The organism is Arthrobacter tecti, from assembly GCF_054511355.1.
Genome location: NZ_JBTNCT010000001.1, coordinates 131,056 through 154,166, shown reverse-complemented (window position 1 = coordinate 154,166; position 23,111 = coordinate 131,056). Strand labels below are relative to the sequence as shown.

The 23,111-nt window shown below is 62.0% G+C and carries 22 protein-coding genes; 16 read left to right on the top strand and 6 right to left on the bottom strand.

All coding sequences use genetic code 11. The features are described from left to right. The first annotated feature begins 47 nt into the window (after positions 1 to 47). The 14 genes from dop (at position 48) to ACX80C_RS00655 (ending at position 15,727) form a co-directional block, all read left to right on the top strand. On the top strand, positions 48 to 1,631 hold the full coding sequence (dop, locus tag ACX80C_RS00720; RefSeq protein ID WP_459324612.1) for a depupylase/deamidase Dop: 1,584 nt from the start codon (positions 48 to 50) through the stop codon (positions 1,629 to 1,631). Between the two features lie 37 nt (positions 1,632 to 1,668). Beyond that, positions 1,669 to 1,878, top strand: coding sequence for a ubiquitin-like protein Pup (locus tag ACX80C_RS00715; protein WP_459324313.1), 210 nt, complete (start codon positions 1,669 to 1,671; stop codon positions 1,876 to 1,878). Positions 1,879 to 1,881: 3 nt separating this feature from the next. Then, the gene (prcB, locus tag ACX80C_RS00710) at positions 1,882 to 2,706 is read left to right on the top strand and encodes a proteasome subunit beta (protein ID WP_459324312.1); all 825 of its coding nucleotides are present in this window, start codon (positions 1,882 to 1,884) and stop codon (positions 2,704 to 2,706) included. 2 nt (positions 2,707 to 2,708) lie between these two features. Further along, on the top strand, positions 2,709 to 3,440 hold the full coding sequence (gene prcA / locus ACX80C_RS00705) for a proteasome subunit alpha (protein WP_459324311.1): 732 nt from the start codon (positions 2,709 to 2,711) through the stop codon (positions 3,438 to 3,440). Further along, on the top strand, positions 3,440 to 4,801 hold the full coding sequence (pafA, locus tag ACX80C_RS00700; protein WP_459324310.1) for a Pup--protein ligase: 1,362 nt from the start codon (positions 3,440 to 3,442) through the stop codon (positions 4,799 to 4,801). The genes prcA and pafA overlap by 1 nt, the downstream gene beginning before the upstream one ends. A gap of 124 nt (positions 4,802 to 4,925) precedes the next feature. Next, complete coding sequence (locus ACX80C_RS00695; RefSeq protein WP_459324309.1) at positions 4,926 to 5,870, top strand: FKBP-type peptidyl-prolyl cis-trans isomerase; 945 nt, start codon at positions 4,926 to 4,928, stop codon at positions 5,868 to 5,870. 29 nt (positions 5,871 to 5,899) lie between these two features. Continuing rightward, positions 5,900 to 6,295, top strand: a complete 396-nt coding sequence (locus ACX80C_RS00690) for an FKBP-type peptidyl-prolyl cis-trans isomerase (protein WP_459324308.1) — start codon at positions 5,900 to 5,902, stop codon at positions 6,293 to 6,295. Between the two features lie 105 nt (positions 6,296 to 6,400). Beyond that, complete coding sequence (locus ACX80C_RS00685; RefSeq protein WP_459324307.1) at positions 6,401 to 8,386, top strand: helix-turn-helix transcriptional regulator; 1,986 nt, start codon at positions 6,401 to 6,403, stop codon at positions 8,384 to 8,386. A gap of 14 nt (positions 8,387 to 8,400) precedes the next feature. Further along, positions 8,401 to 8,733, top strand: a complete 333-nt coding sequence (locus ACX80C_RS00680) for a hypothetical protein (protein ID WP_459324306.1) — start codon at positions 8,401 to 8,403, stop codon at positions 8,731 to 8,733. A gap of 38 nt (positions 8,734 to 8,771) precedes the next feature. Further along, positions 8,772 to 9,062 (top strand): Sec-independent protein translocase subunit TatA, encoded by a 291-nt coding sequence (gene tatA / locus ACX80C_RS00675; protein ID WP_459324305.1) that lies wholly within the window; start codon positions 8,772 to 8,774, stop codon positions 9,060 to 9,062. 50 nt (positions 9,063 to 9,112) lie between these two features. Further along, positions 9,113 to 9,898 (top strand): twin-arginine translocase subunit TatC, encoded by a 786-nt coding sequence (gene tatC, locus ACX80C_RS00670; protein ID WP_459324304.1) that lies wholly within the window; start codon positions 9,113 to 9,115, stop codon positions 9,896 to 9,898. A gap of 111 nt (positions 9,899 to 10,009) precedes the next feature. Continuing rightward, entirely contained in the window at positions 10,010 to 12,823 is a 2,814-nt protein-coding gene (locus ACX80C_RS00665) for a DEAD/DEAH box helicase (protein WP_459324303.1), read from the top strand. A gap of 108 nt (positions 12,824 to 12,931) precedes the next feature. After that, positions 12,932 to 14,485, top strand: a complete 1,554-nt coding sequence (locus tag ACX80C_RS00660) for an amidohydrolase (RefSeq protein WP_459324302.1) — start codon at positions 12,932 to 12,934, stop codon at positions 14,483 to 14,485. A gap of 489 nt (positions 14,486 to 14,974) precedes the next feature. Continuing rightward, a complete protein-coding gene (locus ACX80C_RS00655) occupies positions 14,975 to 15,727 on the top strand; it encodes a polyprenol monophosphomannose synthase (protein WP_459324301.1) in 753 nt (250 codons plus the stop codon). A gap of 116 nt (positions 15,728 to 15,843) precedes the next feature. Here ACX80C_RS00655 and ACX80C_RS00650 read toward each other — a convergent pair whose 3' ends face one another. From ACX80C_RS00650 to ACX80C_RS00635, 4 genes are all read right to left on the bottom strand, one after another. Beyond that, on the bottom strand, positions 15,844 to 16,191 hold the full coding sequence (locus ACX80C_RS00650; RefSeq protein WP_026543576.1) for an RNA polymerase-binding protein RbpA: 348 nt from the start codon (positions 16,189 to 16,191) through the stop codon (positions 15,844 to 15,846). A 257-nt stretch (positions 16,192 to 16,448) separates the two neighbouring features. Then, entirely contained in the window at positions 16,449 to 17,390 is a 942-nt protein-coding gene (locus ACX80C_RS00645; protein ID WP_459324300.1) for an SPFH domain-containing protein, read from the bottom strand. A gap of 40 nt (positions 17,391 to 17,430) precedes the next feature. Continuing rightward, positions 17,431 to 17,910: an NfeD family protein gene (locus ACX80C_RS00640; RefSeq protein WP_459324299.1), complete on the bottom strand. Its 480-nt coding sequence runs from the start codon at positions 17,908 to 17,910 to the stop codon at positions 17,431 to 17,433. Between the two features lie 121 nt (positions 17,911 to 18,031). Then, positions 18,032 to 18,901: a putative RNA methyltransferase gene (locus ACX80C_RS00635; protein WP_459324298.1), complete on the bottom strand. Its 870-nt coding sequence runs from the start codon at positions 18,899 to 18,901 to the stop codon at positions 18,032 to 18,034. A gap of 70 nt (positions 18,902 to 18,971) precedes the next feature. Here ACX80C_RS00635 and ACX80C_RS00630 point away from each other — a divergent pair, with 70 nt between their 5' ends. After that, positions 18,972 to 20,984 carry a S9 family peptidase gene (locus ACX80C_RS00630; RefSeq protein WP_459324297.1) on the top strand — a complete coding sequence of 671 codons (2,013 nt, stop codon included), beginning with the start codon at positions 18,972 to 18,974 and terminating at the stop codon, positions 20,982 to 20,984. Between the two features lie 12 nt (positions 20,985 to 20,996). Here ACX80C_RS00630 and ACX80C_RS00625 read toward each other — a convergent pair whose 3' ends face one another. Next, positions 20,997 to 21,626, bottom strand: coding sequence for a peptide deformylase (locus tag ACX80C_RS00625; protein WP_459324296.1), 630 nt, complete (start codon positions 21,624 to 21,626; stop codon positions 20,997 to 20,999). Positions 21,627 to 21,767: 141 nt separating this feature from the next. On the opposite strand from ACX80C_RS00625, the gene ACX80C_RS00620 reads away from it, so the two are divergent. After that, positions 21,768 to 22,499, top strand: coding sequence for a DinB family protein (locus ACX80C_RS00620; protein WP_459324295.1), 732 nt, complete (start codon positions 21,768 to 21,770; stop codon positions 22,497 to 22,499). 104 nt (positions 22,500 to 22,603) lie between these two features. Here ACX80C_RS00620 and ACX80C_RS00615 read toward each other — a convergent pair whose 3' ends face one another. Then, on the bottom strand, positions 22,604 to 23,026 hold the full coding sequence (locus tag ACX80C_RS00615; RefSeq protein ID WP_459324294.1) for a VOC family protein: 423 nt from the start codon (positions 23,024 to 23,026) through the stop codon (positions 22,604 to 22,606). Between the last annotated feature and the right edge of the window lie 85 nt (positions 23,027 to 23,111).

The following is a 23,111-nucleotide window of genomic DNA, read 5'->3' as shown; positions in this document are numbered from 1 at the left end:
CAGGTCCTACCAGACACGACGGGACGCCCCTGACCGTGCACAGGGTGATGGGTACGGAGACCGAATACGGCATCATCGCCCCTGGAGTGGCAGACGCCAATGCAACGGTACTCTCCACTCAGGTTGTCAATGCGTACGCAGCAACCCTGCGCGAAGGGCTGGGGAACCTCGCCGGAACGCGCTGGGACTACACCGATGAAGCGCCGCTGTCGGATGCTCGTGGCTGGCAGATGGGACGGTTGGCAGCGGACCCCAGCCAGCTAACTGATGAAGCGCCGGTGTTGTCTGCTGAGCAGATCGCCCTCGTGGACCAGGGGTTGAGCGAGCCCTCTGAAGACGCCGCGATTCTGATGAACCTTGTTCTGGGTAATGGTGCGCGGCTGTACGTCGACCATGCGCACCCCGAGTACTCCTCTCCGGAGGTGACAAGTCCGCTGGATGCTGTGCGTTGGGATCGCGCGGGCGACGTCGTCGTGCAGCGTGCAATGCAGCGCATTGCTGCCACCCCGGGGTTCTCGCCCGTCAACCTGTACAAGAACAACACGGATAGCAAGAGCGTGTCCTATGGTTCCCACGAGAACTACCTGGTGCCCCGCGCGGTCCCCTTCAACAGGATCGCTGCTGCGCTGATTCCGTTCTTCGTTTCCCGGCAAGTGATCTGTGGAGCGGGCAGGGTTGGCATCGGTGCGCTCAACCAGCAGGCGGGTTTCCAACTCAGCCAACGGGCCGACTTCTTCGAGAACGAGGTGGGCCTGGAGACCACTGTTCGGCGTCCCATCATTAATACCCGCGATGAGCCGCATGCCGTTGCGGAGAAGTATCGCCGGTTGCACGTCATCATCGGCGACGCCAATCTCAGCGAGGTATCGAACTACCTCAAGCTCGGAACTACATCACTGGTGCTTTCACTCATCGAGCAGGACCTTGTGCCGGTCCCGGAAGTTGCCGAACCGGTCCGCGAACTGCAGGCAGTGAGCCATGATCCGTCCCTGCGCCATCTGATCCGTTTGACGGACGGGCGTCAGATCACAGCAGTCGATTTGCAGGCGATCTACTTCGAGGCAGCGAGCAAGGCAGTGGCTACGCAGGGTTCATCGGACCCACAGACAGCCGACATTCTTCAACGCTGGGGGGCGTTGCTGGACGTCCTGCGCAGCGAACCAATGGATGCCGCACGGCAGGTGGACTGGATCGCCAAGCTGAAAGTTCTGCAGGCCTACCGGGACCGAGACGCGTTGGGTTGGAAAGATCCACGACTTGCGCTGGTGGACCTCCAGTACGCGGATCTTCGCCCTGGGAAGGGCATCTACTACCGGCTGGCGGCCAGGGGCGCGATAGAGCGGCTCGTGACCGACGACGACGTCGTGCGCGCTGTCAGCGAGCCCCCTCGCGACACGCGGGCGTACTTCCGGGGGCACTGCATCTCGCGCTTCCCCAAGGAAGTGGTTGGCGCGAGCTGGGATTCGATCATTTTCGAGCTGCCGTCCCAGCGGCGGCTTCAACGAATCCAGACCCGCGAACCCCTTCGTGGGACGGCTGAACTGACCGAGGAACTGTTCGCGGGTTCGCGGACGGCTGAGGAATTTGTCTCCCGGCTGCAGGGCGGTCCGGAACCCAGCATGGCACCATAGAAGTAGCGGACAACAGGCGAAGAGAAGGGCTCTCACCATGGCAACACAGGACCAGCGGAACACCGGATCACGCCCGCAGGAGCAGGACGAGGCAGAGCAGGATCCAACGCCTCCGGAGCCAGCCGGCCAGCCGCAGGAGACCAGCCAGACCGAAGGCGTCGACGATCTCCTCGATGAGATTGACGGCGTCCTTGAATCGAACGCCGAGGAATTTGTTCGCGGGTTCGTACAGAAGGGCGGACAGTAACGCATGCTGCCGGAAGACGCCGCTGCGGCCATCGGCCGGGCGGCATCCACCTCTTTTTCCGATTACATCGCTTCCCAGAATCCAACGGCCCTGCCCTCGGCGCGTAACGCGGGAAGCAGCGGGTCCGGCAGCGGCACCGAACTGGCACCACACGCCACCACCATCGTCTCGCTGACCTATGCGGGCGGAGTCCTCATGGCTGGTGATCGCAGGGCAACCATGGGCAACGTGATCGCCAGCCGCCATATCGAGAAGGTCTTTCCGGCAGACATGTTCTCGGTTCTCGGCATTGCCGGCAGCGCGGGGATCGCTCTTGATCTCACCCGGCTGTTTCAGGTTGAGCTCGAGCATTACGAGAAGATCGAGGGAACCCGCATGAGCCTGGACGGCAAGGCCAATCGTTTGGCTGCAATGGTTCGGGCAAACCTGCCGCTCGCCCTGCAGGGGCTCGCAGTCGTTCCGCTCTTCGCGGGATTCGACACTACCCGAAGGATCGGCCGGCTCTTCTCCTATGACGTGACCGGCGGCCGTTACGAGGAACAGGAGCACCACTCGGTGGGCTCAGGTTCCGTTTTCGCCCGTGGAGCCCTGAAGAAACTCTGGAAGCCGAACCTCGGCGAGGATGAGGCCGTGAAGGTAGCGGTCGAAGCACTCTACGATGCGGCAGATGACGACTCCGCGACAGGTGGCCCCGACGTCGTCCGCCAGTTGTGGCCCGTTGTCTACACCGTTAACGGCGCCGGGAACAGGCGCATCCCGGAGCGCAGTCTGGCCCAGGCGGCTGAGGAGATTATCGCCTCCCGTTCGGTATCCGGCCGGGAGGCTTAACCATGACACAACAGTTCTATGTATCGCCGGAACAGCTGATGAAGGACCGCGCGGATTTCGCCCGCAAGGGGATCGCGCGGGGACGATCAGTAGTGGTTCTCAGTTGTCGGGAGGGTATGGCGCTCGTGGCTGAGAACCCCTCTCCTTCACTACACAAGCTCGGTGAGATCTACGACCGAATCGCCTTCGCGGCCGTCGGCAAGTACAACGAATTCGAGAGCCTGCGCCAGGCGGGCGTCCGCTACGCCGACGTTCGCGGATACTCCTACGACCGGGAGGACGTGACTGCGAGGGGCCTTGCCAGCGTGTACGCGCAAAGCCTCGGGGCGGTGTTCACTGCGGAGAGCAAGCCATTCGAAGTTGAGCTCGCGGTCGCTGAGGTCGGTCTACACCCGGGCCAGGACCACATCTACCGGTTGACCTTCGACGGTTCCATTGCGGACGAGACCGGTTTCATTGTGATGGGCGGTCAGGCAGATGCTGTCGTTGAAGCCTTGTCCGGACGCTGGGAGGCCGAGCTCGATTTCGCGCAGGTGGTTCGCGCGGCCGTGGATTCCCTCAGGTACGACGCCGGGACTTCCGGGGAGCCGCGGGCTCGTCTGGATTCAGCGACCCTCGAGGTCGCCGTTCTGGACCGTGATCCCCTGGCTGCCCGTGGAAGCGCACGTGCCTTCCGGCGCCTGCCTGCAGCAGAAGTCGATGCCGTACTCGCAACGGACAGGGCATCCTCATAATGGACAGACGCATTTACGGCATCGAGACGGAGTTCGGGATCGCGTACTCCGGCCCCAACTCGCGCCCCTTATCACCCGAGGAAGTGGCCCGCTACCTGTTCCGCAAGGTGGTGAGCTGGGGGCGGTCCTCGAACGTCTTTCTCACGAACGGATCCCGTCTCTATCTCGACGTCGGGTCCCACCCCGAGTACGCAACGGCCGAGTGCGACGACGTCGCGCAACTGATCGCGCATGACCGCGCCGGTGAGCTCATTCTGGAAGACCTCATTACCGAGGCTCAGCGAAAGCTTGGACAGGAGGGTTATGACGGTCGGGTCTACCTCTTCAAGAACAACACGGACTCCGCCGGTAACTCCTACGGCTCCCACGAGAACTATCTGATCCCGCGAAAGCTGGAGTTTTCCCGCCTCTCGGATATCCTCATTCCGTTCCTCGTTACGCGGCAGTTGCTGGTCGGCGCGGGGAAGGTGTTGAAAACTCAGTCGGGGTCTATTTATGCCTTCTCCCAACGAGCGGACCACATCTGGGAGGGTGTATCTTCCGCCACCACACGCTCCAGGCCAATCATCAACACCCGCGATGAACCGCACGCGGATGCCGAATACTATCGCCGCCTGCATGTGATCGCCGGTGATTCCAACATGTCCGAGACCACCACTCTGCTGAAGATAGCCTCAGTGGATCTCATCCTGCGCATGATCGAGGCCGGAGTGATCATGCGGGACTTCCGGTTGGAGAACCCGATCAGGAGCATCCGGGAGATATCCCACGACCTGACGGGCCGTCTGCCGCTGAAGCTCGCTAACGGACGGCGTGTTTCGGCGCTCGATATCCAGCGCGAATATCTTGGTCGAGCCCGGTCATTCGTCGAAACGGAGGGGGCCCACACGCCACACCTCGAGCGGGTGCTGGAGTTATGGGAACGCACGCTCACTGCGGTCGAAACAGACAATCATTCTCTGGTTGAACGCGAGATCGACTGGGCGATCAAGAAAAAGCTCCTTGATCGCTATATGGATCGGAACGGCCTGGACCTCGAGTCGGCCCGCGTCGCCCAGCTCGACCTGACCTACCATGACATCTCGCCGGGGCGCGGGCTGTTCTTCATGCTGCAGGCCCGTGGCGAGACCGAGCGCGTGGTTGACGATGTCGACATCAAGGCAGCAGTCGACATCCCGCCCCAGACGACGCGTGCCAAGCTGCGTGGAGAATTTGTCCGGCGCGCTAAGGAAGCGAACCGCGACTTCACCGTGGACTGGGTCCATCTGAAGCTGAATGACAGGGCTCAGCAGACCATTCTCTGCAAGGATCCCTTCGCATCCGAGGACGAGCGCGTCAGTGCGTTGCTGGAACATCTCTAATTTTTACGCCGCAATCCCGGGAGAAAATTTCGCACCCAACCCGTTAGGGTAGGTAAGTCCGCCGCCGTAAGGGTGGCCGACACGATCGCGAATCCTTCTCTCCATCCCACCCGAAAGAACTACCGTGCGAAAAGTACTAGCTATCCTGCTGCCCGCAATGCTATTCCTCAGTGCATGCGGCGGAGCCAGCACGCCCGCAGACTTCGAGGACGGCAAGTCCGCCGGAGCGGTCGAGACACTCGAATCCGTCAGGGTCACTGACGCGGGAACCGACACAGCGCCGGAAGTCGAGTTCGACGCGCCCCTCGACATCACTGAGACGGCCGTTCGTGCGGTCACCGAAGGTGACGGAGAGGTCATTGAAGCCGGACAGGACCTCACATTCCATCTCGTCTTCCTCAATGCGGAGGATGGGAGCGTTCTTCAGAGTTCCTACGAGGACGGTCAGCCGCAGAGTCTTACGCTGAATGACCAGTTGAAGGAAGTTGACCCGGAGCTTTATGAAGTCCTCGTTGGTACAAACGTCGGAGCGCAGATTGCCTATACGGCCCCGCTTCCTGAGGGATCCCAGGCTCCCACGGATCAACTGCTGGTACTGAAGGTCCTGAGCGCGGAGACTCCTCCTGAGCCGCCGAAGAAGCTTTCCTCCGAAGAAGTTGCTGCGCTTGAGGAAGCCGGGGAGTTGCCCACCGTTACTTTGGACAACAACGGTGTGCCTTCGATCGAGTTTCCCGACGTTGAAGCGCCTTCGGGCCTCGTGGTCAAGGTGATCGAGGAGGGTACGGACGAGGAAGTCACAGAGGCAGACACAATTGCGGCCAACTACACCGGATGGAGCTGGCAGGGCGAGCAGTTCGATTCCAGCTTCGAGCGCGGGGAGCCGAGCGAGTTCCCGCTGAGTGGAGTCATTCCGGGATGGACTCAGGGCCTTTCCGGTTTGAAGGTGGGCGCGAAGGTGCTGCTGGTTATTCCGTCGGAAATGGCATATGGGGATACTCCCGCGCAGGGCCAGCCCGCCGGGCCACTTGCCTTCTACGTTGAGATCGTCAAAAAAGTACCCCAGGACTAGAAAAAGTACCCCAGGACTAAGGAGCACCCATGTCATTTGGAGCGCGAGAGTATGACCGCAGCAAACCAGAAGTCGATTTTCCGGGGCAGGACCTGCCCGAGGACCTCGTAGTAAAGGACCTCATCGAAGGCAGCGGCCGTGAGGCACAAGTCGGTGACACGGTTTCCGCCCATTATGTGGGCGTCGCATTCTCGACGGGAGAAGAGTTTGATTCCTCCTGGAACCGTGGCACGCCGCTCGATTTCAGGATCGGTGTGGGGCAGGTCATTCAGGGCTGGGATCAGGGCATCCCCGGGATGAAGGTCGGTGGTCGCCGCCGCCTTGAGATCCCGCCGAACCTCGCATACGGCGACAGCGGCGCCGGGTCCGCCATCGCACCCGGCGAATCACTCATATTCGTGGTGGACCTGATGGGTGTCCGGTAACCGAAACGCGCCAGCAGGGATATGAACAGGGCGGGTGCTACACCGGCGTGTAGTGCCCGCCCTGTTTGCGCGTTCCGGTGAAGGGGAGCGGGTATCCTAGCGACCGTGTCTGCGAAACGAACGGAACGCCTCCTTACTCTGGTGATGCTGCTTCTTGCCGGCCGCCGGGGTTGGACCAAGGAGGAACTGTTCCGCGAGGTCGAACAGTATGCCCAGGCACCAACAACAGCGGCACGGGAGAAACTCTTCGACCGGGACAAGGCCACGCTTCGCGAGCAGGGCATACCTGTGGAGTCCTTTACCGATGATCCTTTCTTCGACAGTGACAACGCCAACGTCCGGTACAGGATCGACGCCGAGGACTACCGGCTTCCCGGGATGAGCTTCACCCCTGCGGAATCAGCTGCCCTCACAGTGGCGGCCGGGATGTGGGATGAAGCCTCCCTCGGAGCTGCAGCGTCACGCGCCCTGCGCAAGCTACGCGGCAGGGGAGTGGACACTGGCGGCCCTGCGGCACTGCCGGTTGCAGCGCGAATTCAGACGAACGAGCCATTCTGGGACGTGCTCTGGCGCGCCATCACCGGACGCCACGGCGTCCGGTTCAGCTACCGCGCGGCCAGTACTGGGGATGAACGATCGCGGACCGTTCAGCCGTGGGGGATGGGCAGCCGCTTCGGGCATTGGTACCTGGTCGGGTTCGATGTCGATCGAGAGGCTGAACGATGGTTCCGGCTCACGCGCATCACCTCTGAACCGACGTTTGTCGTCGGCACCTACGAAGCCCCTGCGGACTTTTCCATGGCGCGCTCTTTGGCGTCACTGGACAGTGCCCCGGGAGCCGCGATTGCTGCCGTCGATATTCGACCGGGAACAGCACAGATCCTCCGTGCGCGGCCAGGTGCAACTGTAACGGAACGCTCCGAAGGGTGGCAGCGAGTCACTTACAGCTACTCGGACCAAGCGGCGGCGAGCGGGGAACTTGCGTCGCTTGGTGCGAATGCCCGCGTCATTGCGCCGGCGTCGTTGGTGAACGAGGTCCGGGCGCGGCTGGCAGGTGCCCTGGAATCGCTCAGCCAGGAACCGCCATCGTTCATCCTGAGTGACCAGCCGACCGCCAGCGGTTCGTCTCCTGCTGCGTCGACGGAGGACCGGCTCCTGAGGCTGCTCGACCTGGTCCCCTACTTCCTGGGTAAGCCCGGGGTGGACGTTGCTACAGCGGCCCGGGACTTCAGAATTTCGGAAGCGCAGCTCCTGCGGGATCTGGAACTGTTATTCGTCAGCGGGCCGCGCTACTATCCGGATGGATTAGTAGATATTCACCTGGAGGACGGCCGTATACAGGTGAGCGACCCGCAGGTGTTGAGTGAGCCCATCCGGTTCGGCCTCGACGAGGTGTGCGCGCTCCTGGTCGGTCTGGAGACCCTGAGCGCGCTCCCGGGCCTGCCTGAGCGTTCGGCGGTTGTGTCCGCGCGTGACAAGCTCCGCGAAGCCGCGGGTGAAATCGGGCGGCCGGACCGCTCCATCGCTACCCTCCTTACCGAGGACAGCGTTGCGGCGACTTTGGAGCTCATCCGCACCGCAATGGACCAACAGAGGCAGCTGTGGTTGAGGTATGTTGTCGCGGCACGGGATGAAGTCACAGACCGCTTCGTGGAGCCACAGAGAACGTTCCTTCAGGACGATGTGTGGTATCTAGAAGCCTGGTGTCACAGTGCGCAGGGGCGGAGGCATTTCCGCCTTGACCGTATTGGGGACGCCCGCCTTACCGACCGTCCTGCCACTATCAACCCACAGCACGACGACTGCGCCACCAGGCTGTTCGATCCGTCCGAAGCGGACGAAACAGTAGCGCTGATTCTTGCGCCGCACGCCCGCTGGCTCGCCCAGCGGTACGCAGCGCAGCACACCGCTGAACTGCCGGATGGACGATTGGCCGCCGAAATCAGGGTGGCCTCCACGGGCTGGCTCCCCGGCCTTGTCGCAAGTCTGGGCGGGGACTGTGCGGTCGCCGCCCCGGACGCCCTCAGACGGGCGGCCGTGGGTTTCCTCGAAGCCGCGTTGGCAGTGTATAGGGGGCCCGAGGAAGCCTGAGTTAGGCTGGTTTCATGCTCTGGTGGACATGGATTCTTCTGTGGGTGGCACTCATCGCTGTCTCCCTGCTTTTCTTCGGTTTTTTGGCGTGGCGCCTTTTCCGTGGCTCCACAGCGCTCATGGAGGAAGTCGGGCGGGCCGCCGAAGTGCTGACTCCCTCATTCACCGGCACGGAGACGGCGGAGGGCAGGCACTTCGTTTCGGCCGTGTTTCGAGCCCCCGCAGAAGTGAGAGCGGAGAACGCCCTCAACACCCGGCTCCGTCGTTGGGCACGGCTGGAGCAGCGGGTCCATCGGCGGGTATTACGCGATCAACCCCAACTTCTTCGTGATCTGCCCCACTTATGACCTAGACTTGAAGAAGACTCATCGAGAGGAATTCCGTCATGCAGATTCAGGGTTGGCACATACTGATCATCATCGCAATTGCGATACTCCTGTTTGGTGCGCCCAAACTTCCCGGGCTTGCCCGGAGCGTGGGGCAATCTCTGCGCATCTTCAAGTCGGAAGTCCGCCAGATGAAGGAAGAGAACGGCCCAAATGACAATGACAATGACGGGTCGCCGGTCGAAGGTCGGGTAGTCAATGAGCAGCGCACGGACGGAACCCAGGAGCACGATTCCCAACACGGAACGCCCCGCGCGTCCGGGCCTGGTAGCACCTCCTCCAGCACCTGACAGGCATGCCACGGGTCAAAGGGCGCAAGGCCGCCAATCCTGAAGGGCGAATGGCGCTCAAAGAGCACTTGAAGGAAGCCCGTAACAGACTGTTCAAATCCGCGATCGCTTTGGTTGCCGGCACGGTCATTGGCTTTTTCATTTATAACCCGGTGCTTCAAGCACTCTCGCAGCCAATCCGAACTATCAACACGATTGACGGGCGCAACGCCGCGCTGAATTTCGATGGTGTTGGTTCGCCGTTCGACCTGATGATTCAGATCTCGGTCTTCCTGGGCCTGGTCATCGCAAGTCCGGTATGGCTCTACCAGCTCTGGGCTTTCATCACGCCCGGGCTGCGGGTCAAGGAACGCCGCATAACCCTCGGGTTCATTGCCGTTGCGGTTCCCCTGTTCCTCTCCGGTCTCGCGCTGGCATGGCTGATCCTGCCGAGCGCCGTTCGCGTGCTTACCGACTTCACCCCGGAAGGTTTTGCCAACTTCATAACCGTCCCTGTGTACATCACCTTCATGCTCCGGTTGATGTTGGCCTTTGGGATTGCGTTTCTGCTGCCGGTCGTGCTCTTCGGCCTCAACATGGTGGGAATCATCAAAGGCAAGCAGATCCTCAAATCCTGGCGGATCACAGTGTTCCTGGTCTGTCTGTTCGCTGCTATGGCGGCTCCAGGCGGCGATGCCATGAGCATGTTCTACCTCGCTGTCCCGCTTCTGTTGCTGTTCTTTATCGCCGTCGCCCTCTGCCTGCTCAACGACAAGCGACGCGAGAAGAAGAACGCGGAACGTGAGGCCGATCTCGAGGCGAACGCAGACCGCGCCTCAAGCCTGGAAGGGCTCTGAGGCAAGCGCAGCTCGCTGACGCTCGCCTCGGGTCCTGAGCCGATAGCGCCCGTCGAACCCCCCAAGGCTCGCTGACGCTCGCCTCGGGTCCTGAGCCGATACGCTTAGACCATGACCACCCCAGCCGAGCAGTATCAGGCAGCGCGGGCGCGTAATCGGTATGCGAAGACCCGGCTACACGAGTTTGAGCAAACCCTCGGATTTGAACTGGATGAATTCCAACGGGACGCCTGCACATCGCTCGAGTCCGGCCGGGGGGTGCTCGTCGCGGCACCCACGGGCGCGGGGAAGACCGTCGTTGGAGAGTTCGCGATTTTCATGGCGCTCTCAAACGGTCTCAAAGCCTTCTATACGACCCCCATCAAGGCGCTGTCCAACCAGAAATACGCCGAACTGGCAGCAGTACACGGCGCGGACCAGGTGGGCCTGCTCACCGGCGACACGAGCATCAACCCGGAAGCCGCCGTCGTCGTTATGACAACAGAGGTCCTGCGCAACATGCTGTACGCGGATTCGGACACACTCGCCGGTCTTGGCTATGTGGTCATGGATGAAGTGCATTATCTCGCGGACCGTTTCCGCGGCGCTGTGTGGGAAGAAGTGATCATTCACCTGCCCACCGAGGTCAAAGTCGTGTCGCTGAGCGCGACAGTCTCAAACGCCGAAGAGTTCGGCGCGTGGCTGCACACGGTGCGCGGGGACACCGACGTAGTCGTATCCGAGCACCGCCCGGTTCCGCTATGGCAGCACGTTATGGTCGGGCAGGAACTGCTGGACCTTTTCGCAGGGGAAGTCGCTTTCGATGAGGCTGCGCCGGTCGGCACAACGGGAGCCGAGGAAAAGTTCGCGGTCAACCCCGAGCTGCTGGAGCTCGCGACCAGCGAGACCCGGCTGAACCAGCGGGCGCGCTGGGGGTCTGGTAGCCGACGCGGGCGCGGAGGCCCCAATCGCCATCAGCGTCCGCACACCGCGGTGGCCAGAGCGAACCGGCCGCAGGTCATATCCGCGCTCGATCGTGAGGGCCTGCTGCCTGCAATCACCTTCATATTCTCGCGCAACGGCTGTGAAGCCGCTGTCAGCCAATGCCTGGATGCAGGGCTATGGCTCACCACGGAGTACGAGCAGAGCATCGTCAGTTCACGCATTGACGAGGCAACGCTGGACATCCCCGAGGAGGACCTTGAAATCCTCGGATACTGGGCATGGCGTGAAGGTCTCATCCGCGGATTCGCTGCCCACCACGCCGGCATGCTGCCCACCTTCAAGGAGGTCGTTGAGAAACTCTTCGAGGAGGGGCTGGTCAAGGCAGTTTTCGCGACGGAGACACTCGCCCTTGGTGTCAACATGCCGGCACGCTCGGTCGTCCTGGAGAAGCTCGATAAGTTCAACGGAGAATCCCATGTGAACATCACGGCGGGGGAGTACACACAGCTCACCGGCCGCGCCGGACGCCGGGGAATCGACGTCGAAGGACACGCGGTGGTGCTGTGGCGACCCGGGACAGATCCGGGCGCCGTCGCCGGTTTGGCCTCCCGGCGCACCTACCCGCTGAACTCGAGCTTCCGGCCCACCTACAACATGAGTGTCAACCTCATCTCGCAGTTCGGGCAGTACCGCACGAGGGAGATCCTGGAAACCTCCTTCGCCCAGTTCCAGGCAGACCGATCAGTGGTTGGCCTGGCACGGCAGGTCCGAACCAGGGAGGAATCCTTAAAGGGTTACGCAGAGTCGATGACCTGCCATCTGGGCGATTTCTCGGAATACTCGGGCATTCGGCGTGAACTATCGGATCTGGAAACGGCTGCATCAAAGGCCGGCGCCCGGAGCTTGCGGAGCGCGGCCGCTGAGTCGCTTGAGGCACTTCGCCCCGGGGATGTCATCGATGTTCCCGCAGGCCGCATCGCGGGCTTCGCTGTAGTGCTGGCGGGGGATTCCTCGCGCGAACCGCGCCCAACGGTGCTGACTGCGGAGAAGCACGTTCGCCGCCTCGGGGTTCAGGACCTGGACGGGCCGGTGGAGGTCCTCTCCCGAGTCCGAATACCGAAGCAATTTGATGCCCGCAAACCGAAGGACCGCCGCGACCTCGCCTCATCACTTCGCAATGCGCTGAACGAGAACCGACCGCCGACCATCCGCCGACCCCAGGCATTCGCGACTGGCGGTACCGACCGCCAGGAAAAGGCTATCGCGGAGCTGAGGCGACGCCTTCGGGCACATCCATGCCACGGCTGCAGCGACCGGGAGAACCATGCGCGGTGGGCTGAACGCTGGTGGAAGCTGCGCCGGGAAACCGACCGGCTGGTTCAGCAGATCCAGGGACGCACCAACACCATCGCCAAGATCTTCGACAGGGTTTCAGAGGTGCTGCTCGAATACGGCTACCTGCAGCCGGACGAGGACCAGGGGCTCGCGATCACACCCACAGGGCAAAGGCTCCGGCGCATCTACGGCGAGAAAGATCTACTGATCGCGCTAGCGCTGCAGCACGGCGCATTCGAAGACCTCGAGGCGGCCGAGCTCGCTGCCCTCGCCTCGGCCCTCGTCTATCAGGCCAAGCGCGAGGAGCGCGGACTTCGTCCGCGGATGCCGAGTGTTTCGCTGGAAACCTCGATTGACCTCGTCACTCGCCAGTGGTCCCGGCTTACCGACCTCGAGGAACAACATCGCCTCGCCGTCACGAGCGAGCCTGACTTCGGCCTGATGTGGCCGATGTACAAGTGGGCACGCGGCAGGGGATTGCAGAACGCACTTCAGGGCACGGAACTGGCCGCAGGCGATTTTGTGCGGTGGGCCAAACAGGTGATAGACCTGATCGATCAACTGGCCAAGGTTCCCGATCTTCCGGCTGGCTTCCGACGCCGATGCCTTGATTCGATCGACCTGATCCGTCGCGGTGTTGTCGCGTACTCCGCGGTCACCGAGTAACCGTCTCCCTACCTGAAAGCTGCGTCAGCCGTGCCGAGTCCAAGCCCTACGCCCGTTTTGTACCGTAATGGATCCGTCTATAGTGCGGCTGATCCCTTCGCAACAGCCATGCTGGTAATCGGCGATACGGTTGCGTGGGTCGGCTCCGAGCATGCCGCGGCCGCCCTGGCTGACAGCAGCATGTCGGTAGTGGATCTGCAGGGCGCCCTCATCGCGCCGGGTTTCGTCGACTCCCACGTTCACACGACGGAGACGGGGCTGGCGCTCACTTCCCTGGATCTATCCCAGGTCAATAGCCTCGATCAGCTACTCGATTCAGTGGCGCGTGCGGCCGTGACCTCTGCTGGAACGATACTGGGCAACGGCTGGGATGAGTCACGTTGGCCTGAACGTCGACCACCGTCCGCGCTTGAGCTTGGGAATGCGTCAAAGGGACGTGATGTCTACCTGGTCCGGGCAGACGTGCATTCAGCCGTCGTATCCGCTCCGCTCGCGGATAAGCTCTCGCTCTCCGCCCTTGACGGCTGGGATGACGGGTTCGTCGTCCGCGACGCCCACTTTGCCGTGCGGACGGCTGTGCGTGCACTGAGCCTGCCCGAAAGGGAGGACCTGCAGCGTGTGGCGCTCGGCGCGGCTGCTTCGGAAGGCATCGTTGCGATCGTTGAGATGGCGGCTCCGCACATCGCCCCACGGGAGGATCTCCTGTCGTTATTGTCGCTGGACGGTGGTTTCCCTGAGGTCCTCGCTTACTGGGGGCAGGCTGCCGGGTCGGAGGAGGAACTGCGGACGATCCTCCACGAATTCGGCGAACGTATTCTCGGTCTGGGCGGCGATCTGAACGTAGACGGATCAATTGGCTCGCATACTGCGCGTATGCGCGTTCCCTATGCGGATGCCCCAGATTCCTGCGGAACCGCTTTTTTGCAGGCCGACGACGTCGCGGCGCACCTTGGGGCAGCTACGTCGGCCGGGGTGCAGGCCGGCTTCCATGTCATCGGAGATGAAGGACTCGATACCGTTATTGCCGGACTCGAGAAGGCTGCGGCCACACATGGCATAGAAAAGGTACGAGGTGCGCGCCACCGCCTGGAACACGTAGAAATGGCAGACGATGCTGCAATCAGCAGCCTCGCCCACTTCGGGATCACAGTTAGCGCGCAGCCGGGGTTCGACGCGCTATGGGGTGCATCTGGGGGGTTGTATGAGCAGCGTCTAGGCAGCGGCCGTTATCGTCCGATGAACCGTGTGGGCAGCATGCTGGGACGGGGCATACCAGTCTGCCTCGGTTCCGATTCCCCGGTAACGCGCATGTCGCCTTGGCAGTCGATTCGCGCTTCCGTCAGTCACTTCAGTCCAGGCGAACGAATCTCTGCCCGAGCCGCCTTCATCGCACATACACGGGCAGGGTGGCGTGCAGCGGGAGCAGGACACCCTTTGCTGGGGCAACTCGTTCCCGGAGCACCGGCGTCCTACGCCATCTGGGAGGTGGACGAGCTCATGGTCCAGACGCCCGACAGCCGGGTTCAATCCTGGAGTACCGACCCAAGAGCCGGTACTCCACTCCTGCCGGCGCTCGATACAGACCGCGAACCGCGCTGCCTGCAGACCGTTCACCACGGCCGGCAACTGTTCTCCAGCGGTGACCTCGGCGACAGGGCTTGATCCATCGGATGGAAAAATAGCTGTGCCGTAACCGTTATGGCTCTGACCTGCGAAAACACTCAAAAGTGCAGGTCAGCGAGCTGTTGACACTTCCTCCACAACCCGTAAGCTTTTAGATCTACGGGTCGGGATCCATGCTTCGGATAGACCTGACCGAGTCAGCGCACACTGCGACGCCAGGGGGACCAATCATATGGACGTTGTGTTCTTCTGCGTGGTCGAAGGCTCGGTACTCATAACGGGTAGGTTCGCACGTCAGTAGAAAACAGCGCCGATCGATTGATCACTGCTGGCCCGAAGGCGTGCGAACCTACCCGTATTCCCTAGCTCTGTTGAGCCGGCGTTCCAACTGAGAGCTGTAAGAACTTTCCGCTGCCACCCTCGACGCTCATGGCGCGCTACACGTGCGGAGGCTTCAGCCTATACTGGGTAGTTGGTCCGCCCCTCCGCTGCGCCTTGCGCACCGCTATCCGCTGAAAGGTCTCCTGAGTGCGCACTGTCACGATCATTCCCACCTACAACGAGCGTGTTTCCCTCCCATTGACGCTGGGCAGGCTGCGGGACGCAGTCCCGCATTCGGATGTACTGGTGGTCGATGACAACAGTCCGGACGGAACCGGGAAGCTTGCAGACGACATCGCAGCCCAGGACGCCGCCGTACATGTGCTGCACAGGCAGGGCAAGGAAGGATTGGGCGCCGCCTATATCGCAGGATTCCGATGGGCATTGGAACAGGGGTATGAAGTCCTGGTTGAGATGGACGCTGACGGCTCACATCGGCCCGAAGAGCTTCCCGCCCTGCTCGAAGCGGTCAAGGATGCGCATCTCGTCATCGGCTCACGCTGGGTCCCAGGTGGCTCAGTTGTGAACTGGCCGGCGCACCGCAAGCTTCTTTCACGCGCGGGCAGTCTTTATTCCCGCACAATGCTGGGGCTTGATGTCCGTGATATCACTGCAGGATACCGGGCTTTCCGCAGCGAGACGCTGCGAAGCATCGATCTTGGCAGTATTGAATCCGTCGGGTATGGGTTCCAGGTGGATATGACCTTCCGTGTTGCGAGCCAGGGCATGCGGATCGTCGAGGTCCCAATCACCTTTGTTGAGCGGGAGCACGGTGATTCCAAAATGAGTGGAAACATCGTCTTCGAGGCCATGGCGAACGTGACCCGGTGGGGAGTGTCTGCCCGCCTCGCGGCGATTCACCGAACGTTCCAGCGGCGCTCAAACGCGAACGTGAAGTAGCAGTGGGTACCTGGCGTAGTTCCACACACCCTGCGCGATGTTGACTTCCGGCGGTTTCAAACTTGCAGAAATGCCCGGGCGCTTCTCTTGAAGCGCCCGGGCATTTTTCGATTTTTTCAGGCGGAGCGGCGCTCTCCGCGGCGTTCACGCAGGATATTCAGCCGATCCTCGAGGATCTGCTCCAGTTCCTCCATGGAACGGCGCTCCAGCAACATATCCCAGTGGGTTCGTACGGGCTTGTCGCCCGAAGTGTCGGGACGCTCACCGTCGACCAGCAGCGCCTCCTTGCCTGTCTTGGAAACCCACACGGGAGGAATCTCGGCCTCCGCGGCAAAGGTCACGAACACGCGCTCTCCGTCCTCGCAACGGTATTCAATACGTTGCCGGGGTGCGGGCTCGACGCCGGATTCGGTTTCCATGCTCTGGGCGCCAAGGCGCATACCCCGCAGGCTACGGTCGCTCATCATTTCTCCCTACTACGTATGGCATCCTGGACTTCCAGATACCTCTGCTGCGCGTTCAGTTGGTGCGCAACACAGCGGCTGCTACTCCGCGTTCCACCACGTATAACGCGGAGCGAACGCGGCGTGTTCCCGGCGGTGTGGTAATCCGGCAAACACCCAACTATACTCATCCACCGGCCCCAGCGCCCAATCGACAATCGCCGAAACGACGACGACGGCCGCCCCACCAAGGAGGAGGCCGTCGTCGTCGTAGTTCGTCAGGAGCGGACCGGGCCACCCGGCGCAGCGGGGGATGGGTCCTGGCCGTCCGGCGTGGTGGCTCCCAGGACGCTGCCTATACCCTTGAGTGCTTCGCCGACCTCACTGGGGATAATCCACAGTTTGTTCGAGTTGCCCTCAGCCAGCTTGGGCAGGGTCTGCAGGTACTGGTAGGCCAACAGCTTTTGGGTGGGGTTTCCCTTGTGGATGGCATCGAATACCTTCTGGATCGCCTGTGATTCACCGTCCGCCCTGAGGATGGCTGCTTTCGCATCACCCTCAGCGGCCAGGATCGCTGCCTGGCGCTGCCCTTCGGCCGTGAGAATCTGGGACTGCTTGGTCCCCTCCGCAGTAAGGATGGCCGCCCGGCGGTCGCGTTCCGCGCGCATCTGCTTCTCCATGGAATCCTGGATGGAGAGCGGTGGATCGATGGCTTTCAGCTCGACACGTGAGACTCGGATGCCCCAGCGGCCGGTGGCGTCGTCAAGTACACCGCGAAGTTGACCGTTGATCTGGTCACGGGAGGTCAGCGCCTCCTCAAGATTCAACCCGCCGACCACGTTACGAAGTGTTGTGGTGGTCAACTGCTCGACGGCCTGGATGTAGTTGGCGATCTCGTAGGTCGCCGCCCGCGGATCCGTGACCTGGAAGTAAACGACTGTGTCTATGGATACAACGAGGTTGTCCTCAGTAATGACGGGCTGGGGTGGGAAGGACACAACCTGTTCGCGCAAGTCGAGCAGCGGGAGCAGCCGGTCGACGAATGGAATGAGGATCGTCAATCCGGGCTGGAGCGTCCGCTGGTACTTACCGAGCCGTTCGACCACTCCGGCGCGGGCCTGCGGGATGATCCGCACAGACTTCACCAGAACGATCAGAACGAAGATGATCAGAACGATCAGAACAATCGTCAACCCGATTGCTCCTGCGTCTGTAGGCATGTTTCCCCTTTATTGGTTTTGGATATGGGATGAGCCGTGGTTACGGGGCCGTGGCGGTCCCCGGATCGGGCTGACGAACACCGATGACGACGGCAGTGGCGCCATCGATGCGCGACACGGAAACCCTCTCACCTGCCGGAAGCGACGAACCGTCCGCCGTGCGGGCCGTCCACGTGTCGCCACCGATTTTGACGGTGCCGGACAAGCCGCTGACAGGTTCCAGCGTGAGGGCATCTTCGCCTACCAACCGGTCGATATTGGTGCGTTGATCCTTGGTGCCGAGCTTGAGGTGTCTCAGCGCGACTGGCCGGACGAGCAGCACCATCAGGAGTGAAACCACGCAAAACAAAAGCACCTGGATGAAAAAAGCCGCTTCAGCGAGGGAAGCAATCAGGGCGGCGAGAGCGCCCATGGACAGCATGATGAAGAAGAGATCGAGCGTGATGGTTTCGACTGCGGCAAGCCCCAGAAGCAGAACCAGCCACAGAACCCAGGTGTTTTGTATCAGCCAATCGAACATAGTGTTCCCCTCACGTTCCGGCCGCTGGCCCGCAGGATCTCCCGATGGCGCACTTGCCTTTCTCCATCATGCCAAATCGCGGCCGGGGAATATAGCACTTGGTCGCTTGTTCGGACTACCGTTATCCGTTTGGAAGGATCGGAAGCCGGTCGGCTCCCAGTGGCCGGAAGACCTGTACCGTAAATGCGCCGGTAACCTTCACGACAGTCGGTAGCGCCTGGGGATCGGGACGCGGCCGATGATGGCCTGCGGGCCCCATGGCAGCCACGTCGGCGATGTCCTCCGATGTCAGCGTCATCGTAAACTTCACGGTCGATGACTCGAGCTCCTGGAAAGTGTCGGCGAGACCGGCGGCGACGGCCTCGTGCTTGTCCGGCTGAATCTCGAGAAGTCCGGCGATCCCAGCAATTTCGCTGAGATGCTCTGCCAATGGCGTGACAACGATCAGCATCCCGTCCTCGCCCAGGACGCGGTGGAACTCGCCCGGGTTGCGGGGGGCGAAGATGTTGAGGATGACGTCGACGCTGCCGTCCTGGAGCGGTAGGCGACGCCACACGTCCCAGACCAGGCAGGGAGTCCGGGGCAGGAGGCCGGTTGCCCTCCGGAGGGCGTATTTCGAGATATCGATGGCAATGGCGGAGGAGGAAGGGAGTCGGTTCCGCAGCGCCGCCAGATAAAATCCGGTGCCGGCTCCCGCGTCCAGAACCACCGGATCCGTAGCGGAATGTTTCTGCGCCGCGGCACACACGGCCTCCGCCAGGGGGTTGTAGTGACCGCGGCTGAGGAAATCGATGCGCGCTTGGACCATCGCTGCGGTGTCCGGTTGCAGTGATGTCCCCTTCCCGGTCAGAAGGTTGAAGTATCCCTGTCGCGCCGCATCGAACCGATGGCCGCGGGCGCAGTGCAGGATTCCGCCGTCGTCGTCAGTTTTCAGCGCGAGGGGGGTCCCGCAGACCGGGCAGGCGAGAATCTTCTCTAGGGAGGCGGCCATTGGACCATGGTAGGTCCAACGCCCTGCCGAAACTTTGGGCGGCGCCGCCCTCGGGCATAGTCTCGTCAGTGTGAAACCAAACACACTGAATCTGCTGAACGACGTGAGCACACCTTCGCTACACCCGCAATCCCGGCGCTGCGTTGTCTCGGTCACCCGACCGGACTACGACGCCGACACCTACGTTGGTCAACTGTGGGAGGTGCCATTGGATGATGCCCAACCACGCCGCCTGACCCGCGGCTTCAGGGATGTCTCGCCCCGATATTCGCCCGACGGCGCCGTGCTGGCATTCCTGCGTGCGGGCCAGGGAGGAAAACCACAGATCTACATCACAGAGAGCGGGGGAGGGGAACCCCGACAGATAACGGACCAGAAGCTTGGCGTGTCCGGGTTTGAATGGTCGCCCGATTCCCGGCGCCTCGTCTTCACGGCACGCGTTCCTGAGGAGGGCCGGTACGGCACCATCGAGGGTGTGGCCGGCGGCCAGGAAGATCCGCGTCACATCACGGGCTTCAAGTACCAGATGAACGGTGTGGGGTACACCGCGGACAAGCGGACGCAGTTGTTCCTCATTGATGTTCCGGCGGTGGATGAAGAACCGGCTGTTGAACCTGTGGGACGTGCCAAAAAGGCTGCCGGCGAAGACGGTCCCTCGCTCTACCCGGAGGCGCGTCAGCTCACTTCCGCGGATGCGGACTCGTCATCGCCCTCCTTCTCAAGCGACGGATCACGGATCCTCTTCGCGGCCTCTCCTGAGGCCGGATCGGACTCGAACCTGCGCACGGACATCTATTCGATCGCGCTAGACGGTTCCGACAGGCAGCGGCTCAGCAACCTTTCAGATGAACTGATCGGCTGCGGCAGGCCGGTCAACAGCGCGGACGGCAACTGGCTTTACTACCTTGGAAGCCCACTCTCTCCCAGTGGCCTTGATTTCGTCGCGCGAAACACCGCGCTGTATGTTGCGCCGATCGAGAACCCGGCGGACGTCCGCCTGCTCACGGATCCCGAAACGCAGGACCTCGGCGAAGTAGGCGACATTGTTCCTTATCGTGACGGGGTGCTTGTCTTCAACCGTGCCAGGGGTGCGGGTCAGCTGCTTGCCGTCACGCCCGCCGGCGAGGTGCGGACGCTCATCGACGGCGAATTCATCGTGACCGGCGCAGCAGCAGAAGGCGACGACATCGTCGTCGCCTTCACCGACCCCCGGACTGCCGGCGACGTGGCGCGAATCGACGGGGGAGTCCTCAACCGGTTGACGGACTTCTCGGACAGGCTGCGGGCCGAAACGGTGATGGCCGAAATGCACGAGGCAACGTTCAACGCACCGGACGGCTATCCCGTTCACGGCTGGGTGCTTGTACCCGAGGGGGAGGGCCCGCACCCTGTTCTCCTGAATATTCATGGTGGGCCATTCGCCCAGTATGGCTGGGGCTACTTCGATGAAGCGCAGGTCTACGTCGAGGCGGGTTACGCCGTCGCCATGTGCAACCCCAGGGGAGCCGCCGGCTACGGCCAGGCCCACGGCCGGGTGATCAAGGAGGCTATGGGCACGGTCGATATGCAGGACGTGCTGGCATTCCTTGAGGGCGCGGCGGCGCAGTTCGGCCAACTCGACGGCGACCGGTTGGGCGTCATGGGCGGTTCATACGGCGGGTATCTGACGGCTTGGCTCGTGGCGAACGATCACCGCTTCCAGGGAGCGATCGTGGAGCGCGGCTTCCTGGATCCGGAATCGTTCATCGGCTCATCTGACATCGGATGGTTCTTCTCGGAGGCGTACACGGGCACGGATCCCGATAAGGTCCGGGCGCAGAGTCCTTATGCGCATACTGACCAGGTGAAGACGCCAACGTTCGTGGTCCATTCGGAAGACGATCTGCGGTGCCCGCTTGAGCAGGCGCAGCGGTACTATACGGCGCTGAAGCGTAACGGCGTGGATGCCGAGATGCTAATTTTTCCGGGGGAGACCCACGAGCTCTCGCGTTCCGGGACGCCCTGGCACCGCCGTCAACGCTTCGAGCACATTCTTCGATGGTGGGCAGAAAAGCTCCCGAGCAAGAAAAACCAGCCTGCTTAGCAGCGGAGCGTCCTAGAAGCCGAGCGAGCGCTGGGCCAGTTCGATACCGGGCTGCGTCCAGCGTTCGCCGTACTCAACGCTGCTGACGAGTGACCGCGGGTTCGCCTTATCGATATAGATGGTTCCGTTGAGATGGTCCGCCTCGTGCTGGACGATGCGCGACGGCCACCCGCTGAACTGGCGGATTACACGCGTCCCGTCAGGCTCGAAGTAATCAAGCTGTACACGGCGATAGCGTTCGACGACGGCCTGCCATCCGCTGAATGACAGGCATCCCTCGAAGAACGAGGCCGTTTCGTTGTCGACCGGCGCATATCGCGGATTGACAACGGCGAAGTATGGGACCGCGGTGCGCTCGCGAACTCGGACAATTTCGTCGGGTTGAACACCGACATCCTCGATGACCGCCAAGCGAAGCGGGATGCCGAGCTGCGGAGCGGCCAGCCCGACCCCCGGCGCATCATGCATGGCCTGGCGCATCGCGGCAAGCAGCGCAGTGAGTTCTTCCGTATCGAGTTGGCCATCGAAGTCCTCAGCTGGCATCCGCAGCACCGGATGCCCCAACTGAACAATGGGCGGTGAGTCCTGTTCGAGTAGCCGCTGAACGAGAATTTTGATGTTCTGGCTGTTGTTGGTCCACACTGTCTCATCCTAGGCAGGGTGCTCAGCCAACGGCTGGCACCCTCAGACTGGTGAGCTCTTGCCTTGCCCCGGCTCGGCTCGGCTCGGCTCGCAATCCTGCCGGTCCGGGTGTGTCCCCGACAGCGGTGAGATGATGAAGCAATGACGACCTATACCGGCTCAAAGGAGTTCGAAGGCGCGACCTTCGTCAAGGCGAGTTTCAAGGGTGCCACCCTGCGATTCTCCGATGTCAGTGGTATGACGATGCGCGGCGTCGATCTAGATGGGCTCGACGTCGACAGCCACGACCTGTTTTTCGGTAGCCTTCTCGTCAACGGGGTCGACGTGGTGCCGCTCGTGGACGCCGAGCTCAATCGGCAGTTCCCGGGCCGCGAGCTGCAGAAGGCTCAAACCCCCGAACGTCTGCGCGAGGGGTGGGTCGCGGTACAGTCTGCGTGGCAGGCAACGGTGGCAAACACGCCGGCGGAGCTGGTGGACGCCCACGTCGAGGATGAGTGGTCCCTGGCCCAGACTTTGCGCCACCTCATCCTTGCGACGGACGCCTGGCTCCGCGGAGGAATCCTGGGGGTGAGGCAGCCGTTCCACGAGATCGGTCAGATCTTCACCGGTGCCGACCAGATGGGCTTCGACATGTCGATCTTCCGCGCGGAGATTCCGACTTACGATGAGATACTCGCTGTGCGCGCCGACCGACAGCAGCTCGTTACGGACTTCCTGGCTACGGCCACGACGGAGACGCTCGCAGAAGAACGCGAAAACCCTTGGGGTGGCGGCGACTGGCGTCCCAGTGTCGGCGACTGCATTCGTGTGATCCTGGAGGAGGAATGGGCGCACCTGCGCTACATTCGTCGGGATCTCGCGCGTTTACCTTGACTCCGCACTTCTGTAGGCAGGGTATAAATTGCCGATAATCTGCATTATGTCAACTAAGCGGGTCTCAGAGCGCCTCCTGAAGATATCCTGTCTGCCCGGATCCACTACTGCTGAGGCGATGTTCCCGCGATGTTGATCAGCCAGGCAACGCCGAACTTGTCCGTGCACATACCAAAACGATCTCCCCACGGAGCCACCTCGAGTGGGACGGTAACCGCCCCGTCGCCGGCGAGCCGGTCCCAGTAGCCCTGCAGTTCATTCTCGTCCTCACCGCTGAGTGAGATCGAGAAAGTGTTACCCGGGTTGTAATCCATGCTGTTCGGCGTGTCGGCGGCCATGAGGACCATGCCGCTTTCGGTGGTGAGCATCCCGTGCATGATCTTGTCGAGTTCGGCTTCGTCCTCGCTCGCATGGAAGTCGCGGAATGTGCTGAGCGTGAGTTCACCACCGAAGACTGACTGGTAATAAGTCATGGCATCCTTGGCCGTATCGCGGAAACCAAGATAGGGATTCAGACGAGCGCTCATGGTTGATCTCCTGGTGCCTCGGCGTAGCGGCCGGTGCCTGGTGAGCCCGAATGCACGTCTACGGCGCGCCACCTGATAATACTGC